The sequence below is a fragment of the Salegentibacter sediminis genome, from assembly GCF_002078605.1.
Lineage (GTDB): Bacteria > Bacteroidota > Bacteroidia > Flavobacteriales > Flavobacteriaceae > Salegentibacter > Salegentibacter sediminis.
Genome location: NZ_MSJR01000003.1, coordinates 200844 through 215488, shown reverse-complemented (window position 1 = coordinate 215488; position 14645 = coordinate 200844). Strand labels below are relative to the sequence as shown.

Sequence of the window (14645 nt, the reverse complement as noted above, 5' to 3'; positions counted from 1 at the left end):
CAAATGTAAATTTTACGTTAAATTTTAAAATCAGCTGTAATTTTCAGGGATTCCATCGACTTAATATATGTAAGATGAAAATAGAATAAGTTCTATTGATTTTTACAGGCTAAGTGAAATTTTTTCATATTAGATTGGTTAGTTAGTTGCAAGCCCCGTGGACGTCCTGTTCACGGGGTTTTGTATTTTTACTACACCGCTCTGATAATATAAGTATTTTTCTTCCCTTTATTCAGGATAATATATTTTTCATTTATAAGGTCATCTGAAGTTAACCTGTAATCTTCTTTTACCTTTTCCTTATTTACCGATACTGAATTTTCTTTGAGTGCTCGTCGTGCCTCCCCGTTGGACTTAAGGAACCCTGTTTCTGCAGAAAGCGCTGCGATCATATCCAGCCCCCTCTCTATAAGGCCTTTAGAAACCTCTGCCTGGGGAACCCCTTCAAAAACATCTAAAAAAGTAGCTTCGTTCAAAGATTTAAGGTCCTGGGCTGTACTTTTTCCGAAGAGAACTTCAGAAGCCTTCACAGCATTTTCAAAATCTTCACGAGAATGAACTGTTACTGTGATTTCCTCAGCCAGGGTCTTTTGTAGTTGCCTTAAATGCGGAGCTTCCTGGTGACTCTCAACCAGCTGTTCTATTTCCTCTTTGCTTAAAAAAGTAAAAATCTTTATATATCTTTCGGCATCAACATCACTGGTATTTAACCAGTATTGGTAAAATTTATAAGGAGAAGTTCTTTGAGGGTCCAACCATACATTTCCACTCTCGGTCTTACCGAATTTTGTTCCATCGGCTTTTGTGATCAAAGGACAGGTAAGCGCGTAGCCTTTGCCATTTCCAATTCTTCTTATCAACTCCGTACCGGTGGTAATATTCCCCCACTGGTCGCTTCCGCCCATCTGTAAACTACAATTATGTTCTCTGAATAAATGCAGAAAATCATAGCCCTGTACCAATTGATAGGTAAATTCGGTAAAAGACATGCCTTCAGCAGCTTCAGAAGATAACCGCTTCTTCACCGAATCTTTGGACATCATATAATTTACCGTAATATGTTTTCCCACATCTCTTATAAACTCCAGAAAAGAGAAGTTCTTCATCCAGTCGTAATTATTAACCATGACGGCAGCATTTTCAGCATCACTTTCAAAATCCAAAAACTTAGACAGTTGGTTTTTAAGAGCTTCCTGATTATGCCTCAAGGTCGCTTCATCCAAAAGATTTCTTTCTGCCGATTTCCCAGAGGGATCACCAATCATCCCAGTGGCGCCACCCACCAATGCAAAAGGTTTATGTCCGCAAAGCTGAAAATGACGAAGCATCATAACGCTCACCAGGTGGCCAATATGTAGCGAATCGGCAGTTGGATCTATTCCCACATATGCTGCTCTCATCGTTTCTTTCAAATGTTCTTCGGTGCCGGGCATCACATCGTGAACCATACCCCGCCAGGTAAGTTCTTCTACAAAATTCTTGGTCATAATTATATATTTGAATACAAAAAGAGCCGTAAAGATACCATAAACTCTTATTTTTCCTAAGGGCTTTCCCTATATTTACGACATGATTTTAATCACAGGAGCAACAGGATTGGTAGGCTCACATTTGGCCTTTGAGCTTGCGAAAAAGAAAGAAAAAATACGGGCATTATTCCGTAGTGAAAGCAAACGGGAGCGTGTAAAAGACATCTTCACCTATTATACGACCCCTGAAAAGGCTGCAGAATATTTCCAGAACATTGATTGGGTTAAGCTTGAAATTAACGACATCCCGAAGCTGGAAAGAGCTTTTGAGGGAGTGGAACAGGTCTATCATTGTGCAGCTTTGGTATCTTTTAACCCGGCTGATGCACAAGAGCTCAGAAAAACAAATATCACGGGCACTGCGAATATTGTAAATTTATGCATTGCCAATAAGGTGAAAAAGCTATGCCACGTAAGCAGTACCGCCAGCCTGGGCAGAGATATAAAAAAGCCTGAAATTGACGAAACTACGGGATGGAATCCCGAGGGTAATCACAGTGACTATGCAATTTCAAAATATGGTGCAGAAATCGAGGTATGGCGTGGGTCGCAGGAAGGCATTCCCATGGTTATTGTAAATCCGGGAATAATTATAGGCCCGGGTTTCTGGGATTCTGGTAGCGGTCCCATTTTTAGCCGGATACAACAGGGCTTAAACTACTTTTTTTCAAAAACCACTGGTTTTGTAGGGGTTGGAGATGTTGTGAGCATCATGCAACTTCTAATGAATTCTGAAATAAAAAACGAAAAGTACGTCATTGTTTCAGAAAACATCAATTTCAAAAGAGTGATGAGCGTTGTAGCCCAAAACCTCAACAAACCTGCTCCAAAGAAGGAATTAAAAAAATGGATGCTATGGCTAGGTTGGACCGGTATGAAAGTAGGGAGCATTTTTGGAAGGAAGCGCCAAATCACAACCAGCACGATTAAAACTCTATTTGAAGATGCTCACTACAGCAATGAAAAAATCAAAAAGGAACTGGATTATGAATTTACTCCCATGGAGAAAGTAATTTCAAAAACAGCAGCTATTTACAAAGAAGAAGTTACTGGATCTCGATAGAACGCGAGTTGATAAGACTATCCAGTTTTCTGTCCTGTTCCATTTTTAGAGAATCGCTTTTTACCCTTAACGAGTCTATCTGAAGGCTATCAAGATCTCCTTCAGCTGCCAGAATAGAATCCTTAATTTTACGCTCCACTTCCCGAATAGAATCCAGTCTATCTTTCATTCCCTGAAGATTTTCTTTTACCCGGCGATAAATATTTTCATACTGCATATAATTTTCAGCATAGAAAGCATTGCTTCTCTCAAATTGTAAACTATCTATACCGAATTTCTCATAAATATACTCCTCGGGTTCAATCCCGGTAGCTTCAAACTCCCGTTTGTTAAAATTACGGGCAGATGTCATAATAGAAATTTCGGTTAACACCTCCACCATTTTATCTTCAGCAATAAGATCATCAGGCTTTTCTGTCTTCTCAACATTTTGACAGGCCGAGAGAAGCATTATAGACATAAGTAAATACAGGCCTCTTTTCATTTTATCGATCAAATTCTATTCTTTCGGCCACCTTTGCAAAAGGCTGATGTTTGAAGTTCTTGTAAACAAGCTTCCCGTTCACGAAGGTATGGGTTACCCTGGATTTAAAAGTTACACCTTCAAAAGGCGACCAACCACATTTATACACAATATTATCTGGTTGCACCGCCCAGGGAGAATTGAGATCAACCAGCACCAAATCGGCCTTATAACCTTCCCGGATAAACCCGCGATCCTTTATTTGATAAAGTATTGCTGGATTATGGCAAAATTTCTCAACGATTTTTTCCAGCGAGATTTTTCCCTGGTGATGTAGCTGAAGCATCGCAGGGAGCGCATGTTGCACCAATGGCCCCCCACTAGGAGCTTTGGTATAAGGGTTTTTCTTTTCTTCTTTGGTATGCGGGGCATGATCGGTTGCCAGTACATCTATACAATCATCTAACAGCCCCTTAAGTAATGCCTCCTGATCTTCTTTTGTTTTTACGGCAGGATTCCATTTAATTAGAGTTCCCTTCTTCGCGTAGTCTGAATCGTTAAACCATAAATGATGAATACACACCTCGGCTGTTATTTTTTTATCTTTCAGGGGCAATTTATTGCTGAATAGTCCTATTTCCTTTGCGGTAGAAAGATGAAAAACGTGCAACCGGGCTCCGGTCTTTTTGGCGAGTGCTACTGCCCTGGAAGACGACAGGTAACAGGCTTCCTCGCTTCTTATCTTGGGGTGCAGCTCTATGGGAATATCATCTCCATAACGCTCCTTACATTCCTGAAGATTTTTCTGAATTGTTTCCTCATCTTCACAGTGAACCGCAATCAACAAAGGGGATTTGGAAAAAATTTCTTCAAGAACCTTCTCATCGTCAACCAGCATATTTCCCGTGGAAGACCCGAGGAAAAGTTTTAGGGCAGCTGTTGTTTTAGGATCAACTTTTAGTATTTCCTCGAGGTTATCATTAGTGCCTCCAAACATAAAAGAATAATTGGCGTAAGAGCTTTCGGCCGCCAACCTGAATTTTTCCTCCAGAAGTTCTATGGTAGTTGTTTGCGGCAGGGTATTAGGCATTTCAAAAAAGGAGGTAATTCCACCGGCCACAGCAGCTTTTGAGCCAGTTTCTATCGTATCCTTATGCGTAAGCCCAGGTTCTCTGAAATGTACCTGATCATCAATAAGACCCGGCAGGAGATAAGTCCCTTCAGCATCAAAAATGTTGACATCGGGAGATTTAGGACTGATGCTTTCCCCAATTTCTACAATTATTCCATCTTCAATAAAAACATCGGCTTCCCTGATATTTCCTTCGTTAACAATACGCGCATTCTTGATTAAAACCTTTTTCATTACCATTTATCCTTTTTGAAAAGACTTTTTATTTTCATAAATATTACCCCAAATACGGCTTCAGAAATAATTCCACCGCTCATTTTAGAAGTTCCCTGTGTCCTGTCGGTAAAGATCACGGGCACTTCAGTAATTTTAAAACCACTCAGGTATGCTTTAAATTTCATTTCAATCTGGAAAGCATATCCCACAAATTGAATTCGGTCCAGATCGATGGTCTCAAGCACCTTCCTGCTGTAACATACAAATCCGGCTGTAGTATCGTGAATATTCATCCTGGTAATTAACCTCACATATTTTGAGGCCAGCCAGGAAAGAAGCACACGATTCATAGGCCAGTTTATCACATTTACCCCTGTAGCATAACGGGATCCAATAGCCATATCGGCTCCACCCCGTTTACAGGCGTTATATAATCTTATTAAATCATTAGGATTGTGAGAGAAATCGGCGTCCATCTCAAAAATGTAATCATAGTTTCTGGTCAGTGCCCATTTGAAGCCATGAATATACGCCGTCCCCAATCCAAGTTTTCCGTTTCGTTCTTCCAGAAATAAGCGGTCGTGATATTCTGCCTGGAGGGTTCTAACCCTATCGGCAGTACCATCAGGAGAGTTATCATCTACCACCAGGATATCAAATTTGCGCTTTTGAGAGAAAATATTTCTAACAAGGCGCTCAATATTTTCAATCTCATTGTAAGTGGGTATAATGATAATCCCCTTTACCATTCTGAATTTTTTTGCACAAATGTATGCATTTTAAATCTTCATTTTCTTCAGACTTATAATCTCCCCGTTAACATCAAAATTTTACATTTGTAAAAAAATCCATTTGCAGGCAATTGAGCGACATGTAGAATCTTTAGACTGGGTAAGCCTCATCCTACTGGGCGCCTTTATCCTGTTAAGCCTTGTAAAAACCGCCTATCCACAGCGTTTTGAGGATTTTATTTCCCTGTTAACTTCGAACAAATTTATGGTGTTTCGAGGAAAGGAGTATAAGGCTTTTCATCCTTTTAACATTTTAATGTTTTTGGTGAATATTTTATCGGTTTCCTTATTTTTATTTCTTATTTCCCAAGTGTTTTGGCCGGAAACTTTACCAGCCAGTCCTGGTATTCTTTTTTTAAGAATCGCAACAGGATATGCCAGTTTTATTTTGCTGAAATTCGGTGTGGAAAAGATAATTGCCAATATTTTTGATCTGGACAAAATAATAGACTACTACCTTTATCAAAAACTGGCATATCGCAACTTTATAGCGCTTTTATTATTCATTCCTTTATTGTTTTTTTTCTACGCCTTTCCCCCTACAACACTTGTATTATCTATAATCTTAGGCCTGGTAATACTTACTAACATTATAAGCATGGCTACCATCTACAAACAAAATCAAAACCTAATTAGCGCTAATTGGTTCTATTTTATTTTGTACCTTTGCGCTCTCGAAATTGCTCCTTATATTATTTTGTATAAGCTTATTACAATTTAACCCGGATCAAATTAAAGTATTGATATATGAAAGTGAAAACAATTTTGGTTTCCCAGCCAGAACCTAAGATAGAGAATTCACCTTATTTTGAGCTTGAGGAAAAACAGCGAGTAAAAATTGATTTCATTCCCTTTATACACGTTGAGGGGGTTCCTTCCAAAGAGGTAAGGCAACAAAAAGTTGATTTAACCAAATATTCTGCAATTATCCTTACCAGCCGTAATGCCGTAGATCACTTTTTCAGAATTGCTGAAGAAATGCGTTTCAAGGTTCCAGACACCTTAAAATACTTTTGTTTGAGTGAAGCGGTTGCCTACTACCTGCAAAAATATGTAGTATACCGTAAGCGTAAGATTTATGTGGGAAAAAGAACATTTGCCGACCTATCTCCTCTAATCAAAAAATACAAGAATGAGAAGTTTCTTCTTCCTTCTTCCGATATGTTGAAACCAGACGTACCCAAGACCCTAAATAAACTTGGTGTTGAATGGAAACAGGCTACTTTTTATAAAACAGTAGTTAGTGATCTTTCTCATTTGAGGGATGTAACTTATGACATTCTGGTATTTTTTAGTCCAAGCGGTATTAAATCCTTGTTCGAGAATTTCCCTGATTTTGAACAGAACGATACTCGTATAGCGGTTTTTGGAAATACAACAATTAAAGCGGCGAAAGACCATGGGTTAACGGTAAATATCAAAGCTCCTACTCCAGAGACACCTTCCATGACTATGGCGCTTCAAAAATATATTAACGAAGCAAATAAAAAGCATACTTAAACCTGGCTTCCATTTGTTTATTAAATAAAAAATCCGGTGTCATTTCAACACCGGATTTTTTTGAATCCAATTAACTAATTAAAAATCACGAAACGGGCCCTCCTGAGAGTATTTCAGAATTGGCGTTATCTTCATATTTTTTAAAGTTCGATTTGAACGATGTCGCCAGCTCATTGGCTTTCTTATCATATGCCTCTTTGTCCTTCCAGGTATTTCGCGGATTAAGCACTTCTGCAGGAACTCCCTCACAGCTCTCCGGCATATTCAACCCAAAAATAGCATGTTTAGTATATTCCATATCTTCGAGTTTTCCTTCCAGGGCAGCACTTATCATGGCTCTGGTATATTGAAGTTTCATACGATGCCCGGTACCATAGGCGCCGCCGGTCCAGCCTGTATTCACGAGCCAGACATGAACTTGCTCTTCTTTCATTTTCTTGCTTAACATCTCAGCATAACGCGTAGGGTGAAGCGGCATAAAGGGAGCGCCAAAACAAGCTGAAAAACTTGGTACAGGCTCATCTATTCCTGCCTCGGTTCCAGCTACTTTTGCAGTGTAACCGCTTATAAAGTGATAGGCTGCCTGTCCTGGGGTTAATTTACTTATGGGAGGCAGCACACCAAATGCATCGGCGGTGAGAAAGAAAATATTCTTTGGATTTTTACCTACCGATGGTTTCTTGATATGATTAATGTGATAAATTGGATAGCTTACCCTGGTATTTTGGGTAATAGAAGTATCCTCGAAATCCACCTCGCCATGTTCATCAAGAATAACATTTTCAAGAATCGCACCCGGTTTAATGGCATTATAGATATCAGGTTCTTGTTCTTTGGTAAGATTAATAACCTTGGCATAACACCCACCTTCGAAATTAAAGATAGTATGCTCCGGAGTCCAGCCGTGTTCATCGTCACCAATGAGTTTTCTCTTCGGATCGGCAGAAAGCGTCGTTTTTCCCGTTCCCGAGAGGCCAAAGAAAATGGCTGTTTCGCCATCATCCCCAACGTTTGCCGAGCAATGCATTGACAGGGTATTCTTATCTACTGGTAAAATAAAGTTAAGTGCAGAGAAAATACCCTTTTTGATTTCACCGGTATAACCTGTACCTCCAATCAAAGCGATCTTTTTACTGAAATTAAGAATAGCAAAATTTTCGGCACGCGTGCCATCCACTTCGGGATCGGCTTTAAAGCCGGGTGCATTCAATATAAGCCAATCTTCTTTAAAGTCTTTAAGCTCCTCTTCTTCCGGTCTCAAAAACATATTATAGGCAAACATATTAGACCAGGGATACTCATTCACCACCCTGATGTTTAACCTGTATTTATCGTCGGCGCAGGCATATGCATCTCTGGCAAAAATTTCTTTTCCTGAAAGATATTCAGTAACCTTTTTATACAGCTGGTCAAACTTTTGTGGTTCAAATGGGATGTTGATGTCTCCCCACCAAACTTCGTCTTTGGTAACTTCATCTTTTACAATAAATCGATCCTTAGGTGAACGCCCGGTAAATTCACCGGTATTCACTGCCAGGGCTCCCGAACTGGCTTCGACGCCCTGTCCTTTTTCAATTGTAATTCGATGTAATTCTTTCGGACTTAATTGATAGTGAAGTGTTGCGTCTTTGATCCCGTACTCCTCTAACGAAATCGTTTTCGTAATTTGGGTGTTTGCGAACATAAATTATTAAGTGTGTGGTTTGTTTAGGCGTACAAAATTATAAATCTTAAGCAGAATAAAGAGATTGCCCCGGCATTTTATTCATTTTTTAACGAAATAAATTTCACCCCTAATATTAACCATGCAAGTATAAGCAGGGTTCCTCCTATGGGGGTAATCAATGCAATGCTTCTAAAGTCGACGCTTGTAAGATCATTTGTGGCAAGTAAATAAATGGAACCTGAAAACAATAGCACCCCTACAAGTAGCAAATAAAAAATACTTTTTAAATTTTTTAATCCTGAAAATTTATATCCCCCAATTATTAGAAATAGCAGCGCATGATAAATTTGATACTTCACACCTGTTTCAAAAGATTTGAGCGAAGCTTCCTCCAAAAGCGGACTTAAACCATGGGTGGCAAAAGCACCAATTACAATTCCCAAAAGACCAAAAACACTTCCTGCAACCAAAAATCGCTTATCCATCTATTAATTTTTTATGAAGTAAAGATTTAATACATTCGTTACCACTACACAAAATTAACTTATTTTATGCGAGAAATATTAATAATTGGCGCGGGAAAATCTACTTCCGTGCTTATCAACCACCTGCTCGAAAATGCAGAATCTGAGGACCTTTTTCTAAGAATTGGAGATCTGGATATTGAAACTGCGCAAAAAGCTACCCAAAACCATAAACGTTGTGAAGCCCTGGCCCTGGATGTCTTTGACCCGGCAGGCCGGGAAGCCGCCATAAAAAAGGCCGATATCGTGATATCTATGCTCCCGGCCCGATTTCATATCGAGGTTGCCCGGGACTGCGTAAACCTGGGAAAGAATATGGTTACTGCCTCTTACATTAGCAAAGAGATGAAAGCTCTGGATGAAGGAGTAAAGAAAAAAAACCTGGTTTTTATGAACGAAATTGGAGTCGATCCCGGTATTGATCATATGAGTGCTATGCAGGTTATAGACCGAATTAGAGATAAAGGCGGGAAAATGCTCATGTTTGAATCCTTTACCGGGGGTCTGGTTGCCCCAGAAAGCGATACCAATCTCTGGAATTACAAATTTACCTGGAACCCCAGGAATGTTGTGGTTGCGGGCCAGGGAGGTGTGGCTGAGTTTATCCAGGAAGGAAAATTTAAATATATCCCTTACCACAGATTATTCCGAAGAACAGAACTTCTTCAAATTGATGAATATGGAAAATTTGAGGGCTATGCTAACAGGAATTCCCTAGATTATATGAGCATTTACGGCCTTGAAGATATTCTAACCCTTTACCGGGGCACCATAAGACGGGTAGGCTTCAGCCGTGCCTGGAATATGTTTGTGCAACTGGGAATGACCGATGACAGTTTTAAAATGACTGATTCTGAGAATATGAGTTACCGCGATTTTGTAAACTCATTTTTACCTTATTCCCCTACCGATTCTGTTGAGCTCAAACTTCGGCATAACCTAAAGATCGATCAGGACGACCTGATGTGGGAAAAATTGCTGGAGCTGGATATCTTTAATGATAAAAAGAAAATAGGAATTAAAAATGCCACCCCCGCCCAGGCTCTTCAGAAGCTATTGATGGAGAAATGGTCACTAGCCCCAGAGGATAAGGATATGATTGTAATGTACCACAAATTCGGTTATGAATTAAACGGTGAAAAAAAGCAAATAGATTCCACCATGGTGCATATAGGAAAGAACCAATCCGAAACCGCTATGGCAAAAACGGTTGGTTTGCCGGTAGCTATTGCTACCATCAAGATCCTTAATGGAGAAATCAATACTCCCGGAGTGCAACTGCCAATTAAGAAAGAAGTTTATGAACCTATATTAAGGGAACTTGAAAAACATGATATCATTTTCAAAGAAAAAGAATCTGATTATCTGGGATATAACCCCTTTGGAGAAGTAGGCAATTAATAGTTATTTTAGCCTTACTAAAAATCACTTTAATGAAAGTAGTAAACGAGAATGTTGTAGTAGATGGTATAGATAAAACCATTCTGAATCATTTAATGGAAGATGCCAAAAAACCTATCCTGGAGATCGCCCGAAGCATCGGAATTACGGGGGCGGCGGTACACCAACGTTTGCGAAAACTCGAAAAAAGCGGATTGATAGAAGGCTCCAAACTTATTGTAGACCCCCGCGTGCTGGGATTTAAGACCATGGCATTCGTGGGGGTCTATTTAGATAAGGCGGTTAGCAACCCACAGGCTGTGAAAAAGCTCAGTGAGATCCCGGAGGTAATTGAGTGTCATTATACCACAGGAGACTGGTCTATTTTCCTGAAGATTCTTTGCCGGGACAACGAGCACCTAATGCAGGTTCTCAATAAAGATATTCAGGCCATAGAGGGTGTTTCAAGAACAGAAACTTTCATTTCGTTAAATCAACAAATTAAGCGACAAATTAAGATCTAATATTTGGAATAATTCTAAATAAGAATTAATTTTGGCGCCAGGATGAATACAATTTTTAAGGCCCATAATTTCACTTCATACCAATGCGACAGCTCGCGGGCTTTTTATATTGATGTAAAGCATAAAATGATAAAGCTTAGCTTCTGCCAACTACTCGCTTTCAGAGAACAGGTTAAGCACATAGATCTTGATGCTCATTTTAGCGGGAAGAACAAACACGGAATTGAAATTCTTGTTTTATGTAATCGCTGCCACATCTTCATTTTTGACACTTTTGAATGCATAGCTCTGAAAGAACTCATGGATGGAACCTTCGCAATGCTGGAGCTTAATTCCCTTCTTACAACCAGGGTATAATAAACTCTTTAGGTTTAGACTCTTTCTAAATTCTGCCGAAAATTGGGTGGTTAATAGCTTTTTGGCTAATTTTAGAAAAAAGAATCATGAAAGATATAGTAAGACAAAAGTTAAGCATAAATGTGGAGATCATGGATATGCTTAATAAACAGATAGAAAGGGAAGCAGTTTCCTCTTCGGCATACCTTGCAATGGCATCCTGGTGTGATCATAACGGATTAGTGAACAGTGCGAGTTTCTTTTACGAGCAGTCTGCAGAGGAACGGGAACATATGTTGAAGATATTCAAATTTATAAATGATAATGGTGGTACTGCTTATGCTCCTGAAGTAAAAAGCGTGATGCACGAATTCAATTCCCTTGAGGAGATTTTTGAGACCGCCCTGGACCAGGAAATTGAGATCACCAAAAACATTCATAATCTAGTTCAGAAATGCAGGAAACTCAACGACTTTACCACCGAATATTTCTTGCAATGGTTCGTAAATGAGCAAATGGAGGAAGAACAGCTTATGCGCAGAGTGCTGGAGTTATTCGACCTGATGAGCGATGAACCTCTAAAGTATATAGACGAAAGAATCCCTGGAATAAGGGAAGAATAATTAAAAAGGCCGCTTTTAAAGCGGCCTTTTTTCTTTCAGGCTTACATTTTATCGGCCGGGATCTTGGTTAATTCGGCAATAGCAAAGCCCTCAATCTCTATGGAAATAAGAAACAAACTCTCTCCGGGAATAATATCTACAATTCTGAAGTTTTCAAGGTAACCCGACAGACTAATTTCTTCTGAAGGTTTTATATGCGCTTCTAATTTCTCATTTATCTCCTTTAACTGTTTCTCTATGTGTGGAGAAAAATCCAGTTTCATTCTTTTTTTAAGCTTTTCATAAATAAAAGTGTTGGCTACAGCCTGCAAGCTTTTATCCATAAGCCAGTTATTACTCCTTCCTTCCAGCTTATAATCTTTCACCATTATTTCCTGCTCTTCAGGGTCAAATTCAATAGCCAGGTGCAGAAATATGCGACCTTCCTTATTTTTAAACAGGGAAGTGAGGGTTTTAAATTTAATATCCAGTGCCAGGTCATAGCCTTCCTTTTCACTCTTCATCAGGGCGGCGTCTAAAATGCTGGCATAGGTAGAAACCTCGCCATCTTTCCCTTCTGTTTCAATATTTTCACCTACAAGTTTATTCCGCAAGGCTTCATCAAGAACCTGAAAGCCGATTTTAACCGGTAACCGAATGGAAATTTTATCTTGTAATGAGTTGCTCATAGAAATATTTTTACTGATTCCTGCTCTAATTTAGAAGTTATCATTCATAAAACCGACAATATTAAATCAGGTTTATACTTCTAAAAGTAAAAAATAAGATTTCATTAACTTTATTCCATAAGGAAGGCTCCCGTCAAAAATAAGAAAGCTCATGACCTAATATATCATGAGCTCTGATTTACTTTAAGTCACGGCTTAAAAATCGAATTTAACTTTAAAATTTCCCTCGGAAATATGCTTTTGTGATAGATAGGTACCATTATGACCCTGAAATGAAAATCTTCCGGTAAGATAATTTCCGTCATCCTCTAAAATTTCAATCAAATCCTGGGAATTACCTTTAATATTAAGCCATTCTCCATTGGTGTGCCTATACATAATCCAGCTATCCTGAAAGTTGTTACTACTTAGAACATAAGCGTGATTCCCAAGGTAATTGGCCAGTCGGAATTCAATTCCTTCTCCGTTGGTGGTTTCAACCTTAAGTAGTAAATCCATACTTCCATTATGATTAAGATATTTCTGGCAAGAGATTAGCCCGTCTAAACCTTGAACAGATAGATTTACACCATCTATTTTAGCAGTTAAAAACTCTTCTTCATCCATAAGTTGTAATGAATCATCACTATTACAGCCTACTAGAAGACACATAAAAAAGAACAGGGGGGCTGCGGTTTTTTGGATGAAATTTTTCATAATAAAAGAACTTTAGTGATTACAAATTATCAAGCTCTTTAAAAGTAAGACATTCCAACCAGTCCTAACAAGGGTGAAATCACCCTAATTTACTGAAAATCAAATTTTTAACATCTGTTTACCGATTACATTAGGCTTCATTTTAAAAAAACCGGGACTCCTCCATAGAAACCTTGATCTCCAACTGCTGCAAGTTAGTTCGTTTAGGTATCTTGTTCCGAAAATTCTTTTAATCTTGAAGCTTTGCGATGGTATATCTTTTCGAGAGGAACACTTGTAAGACCATGTACTAAGGTAGAAGCAACCACAATCAAACTCGGTATAACCCAAACTTCCTCCATCCCCGATTTTTCTTTCATGAGAACAGAATAATATAGCGTAGCTACTCCTATAGGTCCAAACCACCCAAGAAGAAGGGAAGAATAAATCTTATTCCTGAATTTGGGAAGAAACGGCATCAATGCAAGTACCGCCGGTATTCTTCTAAAGATTAAGATCAAAAGAGGAATGGCAATGGCTTTCCATCCTAACAAGTTCCATTGCTGCCACGGCAACATCAGTCCCAGGATGAAGAAAACGGGAGTTGTTGTTAAGCGCTCCATGGATTCCTGAACATGTTTTTCCTCCAGTTCTTCATTAGAGGTTATATCTTTAGCAAAGGCCAAACTCCCCGCAAAAACGGCAATGATTCCGTTCATTTGTAAAGCATTGAAACCCGCTAACAGAAATAAAGCAACCGCCATGGAAAAAGGTAAGATAGTTTTTTTATTCATCAATCCGGCCCTGTGAGAATTCCTCATTAAAAAACCTGCGCCGTTCCCCACCAAATAGGCTAATACGGCACATAAAACATTTTGATAAAGAAAAATTCTTTTGGTCCAATCGGCCAAATCATAGGTAGCGAATCCTCCTAAAAGTAAGGCAATAAAGACAATGGGATAAGAAAGTCCATCATTCATACCAGATTCAAAGGATAAATTGTTTCTTAGGAATCCAGGCAGATATTTTTTAGCCATTTTCCCACTGGTAAGAGTTGAAGCGACAACAGGATCTGTAGGGGCGATAACGGCTCCTAAAAGCAGGCTTTGACCCATTGAAAAATTGGGTACTATTAAATAAAATACCAGTGAACCAAGAAGCCACATAAAAGTCATTCCGAAGATTACCAGCAAAGAGGCAGTTTGAGCATTTCTTTTAAAAAAATCCTGGGGTATCCTTAGCGCAGTGGCCATCAAAGTCATGGCAAGGGTAAATTGGCAGGCCGTTTCAAGTATTTTAAATTCTTCTGAAACCGGCGCAGAATCAATAATACCAAGAACATCAGGTCCTACGATTACGCCTAAAAGGAGTGCCAGAAAGGGTTCTGTAATTGAGTTTGATTGCAACTTTTTATAGACGGCTCCAGAAAGGATGATAAAAAGGCTAATGAAAAACACAATCAGCATAAAATCCATAACTCAAAAGTTTACTCTTTCAAGTTAAGAAGCAAAAAACCCTTATTTCTTAAAAAGAATATAATTCTGGACGGGCTCCC

The 14645-nt window shown here is 39.0% G+C and carries 16 protein-coding genes; 7 read left to right on the top strand and 9 right to left on the bottom strand.

Translation table 11 applies throughout. The annotated features are described in order from the left end of the window. Positions 1 to 191: 191 nt before the first annotated feature. Positions 192 to 1487, bottom strand: a complete 1296-nt coding sequence (gene tyrS, locus BUW93_RS07125) for a tyrosine--tRNA ligase (protein ID WP_081210572.1) — start codon at positions 1485 to 1487, stop codon at positions 192 to 194. Between the two features lie 82 nt (positions 1488 to 1569). Here tyrS and BUW93_RS07120 point away from each other — a divergent pair, with 82 nt between their 5' ends. Next, a complete protein-coding gene (locus tag BUW93_RS07120; protein ID WP_081210570.1) occupies positions 1570 to 2592 on the top strand; it encodes an NAD-dependent epimerase/dehydratase family protein in 1023 nt (340 codons plus the stop codon). Here BUW93_RS07120 and BUW93_RS07115 read toward each other — a convergent pair. From BUW93_RS07115 to BUW93_RS07105, 3 genes are read right to left on the bottom strand one after another with little or no spacing between them, the layout of a single operon-like run. Further along, positions 2576 to 3076, bottom strand: coding sequence for a DUF4296 domain-containing protein (locus BUW93_RS07115; protein WP_110688278.1), 501 nt, complete (start codon positions 3074 to 3076; stop codon positions 2576 to 2578). The two genes, BUW93_RS07120 and BUW93_RS07115, sit on opposite strands and share 17 nt — an antisense overlap. A gap of 1 nt (position 3077) precedes the next feature. Then, positions 3078 to 4421, bottom strand: coding sequence for a dihydroorotase (locus BUW93_RS07110; protein WP_081210782.1), 1344 nt, complete (start codon positions 4419 to 4421; stop codon positions 3078 to 3080). Continuing rightward, positions 4421 to 5152, bottom strand: coding sequence for a polyprenol monophosphomannose synthase (locus BUW93_RS07105; RefSeq protein WP_081210568.1), 732 nt, complete (start codon positions 5150 to 5152; stop codon positions 4421 to 4423). Before BUW93_RS07105 ends, BUW93_RS07110 begins: the two co-directional genes overlap by 1 nt. Before the next feature lie 103 nt (positions 5153 to 5255). On the opposite strand from BUW93_RS07105, the gene BUW93_RS07100 reads away from it, so the two are divergent. Together BUW93_RS07100 and BUW93_RS07095 are read left to right on the top strand one after the other, a co-directional pair. After that, positions 5256 to 5915 carry a DUF4271 domain-containing protein gene (locus BUW93_RS07100; protein ID WP_081210566.1) on the top strand — a complete coding sequence of 220 codons (660 nt, stop codon included), beginning with the start codon at positions 5256 to 5258 and terminating at the stop codon, positions 5913 to 5915. 26 nt (positions 5916 to 5941) lie between these two features. Beyond that, positions 5942 to 6694, top strand: coding sequence for a uroporphyrinogen-III synthase (locus BUW93_RS07095; protein ID WP_081210564.1), 753 nt, complete (start codon positions 5942 to 5944; stop codon positions 6692 to 6694). Positions 6695 to 6779: 85 nt separating this feature from the next. On the opposite strand, the gene pckA is transcribed toward BUW93_RS07095, so the two are convergent. Together pckA and BUW93_RS07085 are read right to left on the bottom strand one after the other, a co-directional pair. Beyond that, the gene (pckA, locus tag BUW93_RS07090; protein WP_081210562.1) at positions 6780 to 8378 is read right to left on the bottom strand and encodes a phosphoenolpyruvate carboxykinase (ATP); all 1599 of its coding nucleotides are present in this window, start codon (positions 8376 to 8378) and stop codon (positions 6780 to 6782) included. Between the two features lie 77 nt (positions 8379 to 8455). Next, entirely contained in the window at positions 8456 to 8845 is a 390-nt protein-coding gene (locus BUW93_RS07085; RefSeq protein WP_081210560.1) for a DUF423 domain-containing protein, read from the bottom strand. A 66-nt stretch (positions 8846 to 8911) separates the two neighbouring features. Between BUW93_RS07085 and BUW93_RS07080 the strand changes: the two genes are divergently transcribed. The 4 genes from BUW93_RS07080 to BUW93_RS07065 all read left to right on the top strand — a co-directional run bounded on the left by BUW93_RS07080 (position 8912) and on the right by BUW93_RS07065 (position 11747). Then, positions 8912 to 10285 carry a saccharopine dehydrogenase family protein gene (locus tag BUW93_RS07080; RefSeq protein WP_081210559.1) on the top strand — a complete coding sequence of 458 codons (1374 nt, stop codon included), beginning with the start codon at positions 8912 to 8914 and terminating at the stop codon, positions 10283 to 10285. 32 nt (positions 10286 to 10317) lie between these two features. Then, a complete protein-coding gene (locus BUW93_RS07075) occupies positions 10318 to 10788 on the top strand; it encodes an Lrp/AsnC family transcriptional regulator (RefSeq protein ID WP_081210557.1) in 471 nt (156 codons plus the stop codon). Between the two features lie 42 nt (positions 10789 to 10830). Continuing rightward, complete coding sequence (locus BUW93_RS07070; RefSeq protein ID WP_081210555.1) at positions 10831 to 11145, top strand: hypothetical protein; 315 nt, start codon at positions 10831 to 10833, stop codon at positions 11143 to 11145. Positions 11146 to 11231: 86 nt separating this feature from the next. Then, positions 11232 to 11747 (top strand): ferritin, encoded by a 516-nt coding sequence (locus tag BUW93_RS07065; protein WP_081210553.1) that lies wholly within the window; start codon positions 11232 to 11234, stop codon positions 11745 to 11747. Positions 11748 to 11788: 41 nt separating this feature from the next. Here BUW93_RS07065 and BUW93_RS07060 read toward each other — a convergent pair whose 3' ends face one another. The 3 genes from BUW93_RS07060 to BUW93_RS07050 form a co-directional block, all read right to left on the bottom strand. Then, positions 11789 to 12415, bottom strand: coding sequence for a DUF4403 family protein (locus tag BUW93_RS07060; RefSeq protein ID WP_081210551.1), 627 nt, complete (start codon positions 12413 to 12415; stop codon positions 11789 to 11791). Between the two features lie 195 nt (positions 12416 to 12610). Then, positions 12611 to 13111, bottom strand: coding sequence for a hypothetical protein (locus BUW93_RS07055; protein ID WP_081210549.1), 501 nt, complete (start codon positions 13109 to 13111; stop codon positions 12611 to 12613). 203 nt (positions 13112 to 13314) lie between these two features. After that, on the bottom strand, positions 13315 to 14565 hold the full coding sequence (locus BUW93_RS07050; protein WP_081210547.1) for a cation:proton antiporter domain-containing protein: 1251 nt from the start codon (positions 14563 to 14565) through the stop codon (positions 13315 to 13317). Positions 14566 to 14645 lie beyond the last annotated feature (80 nt).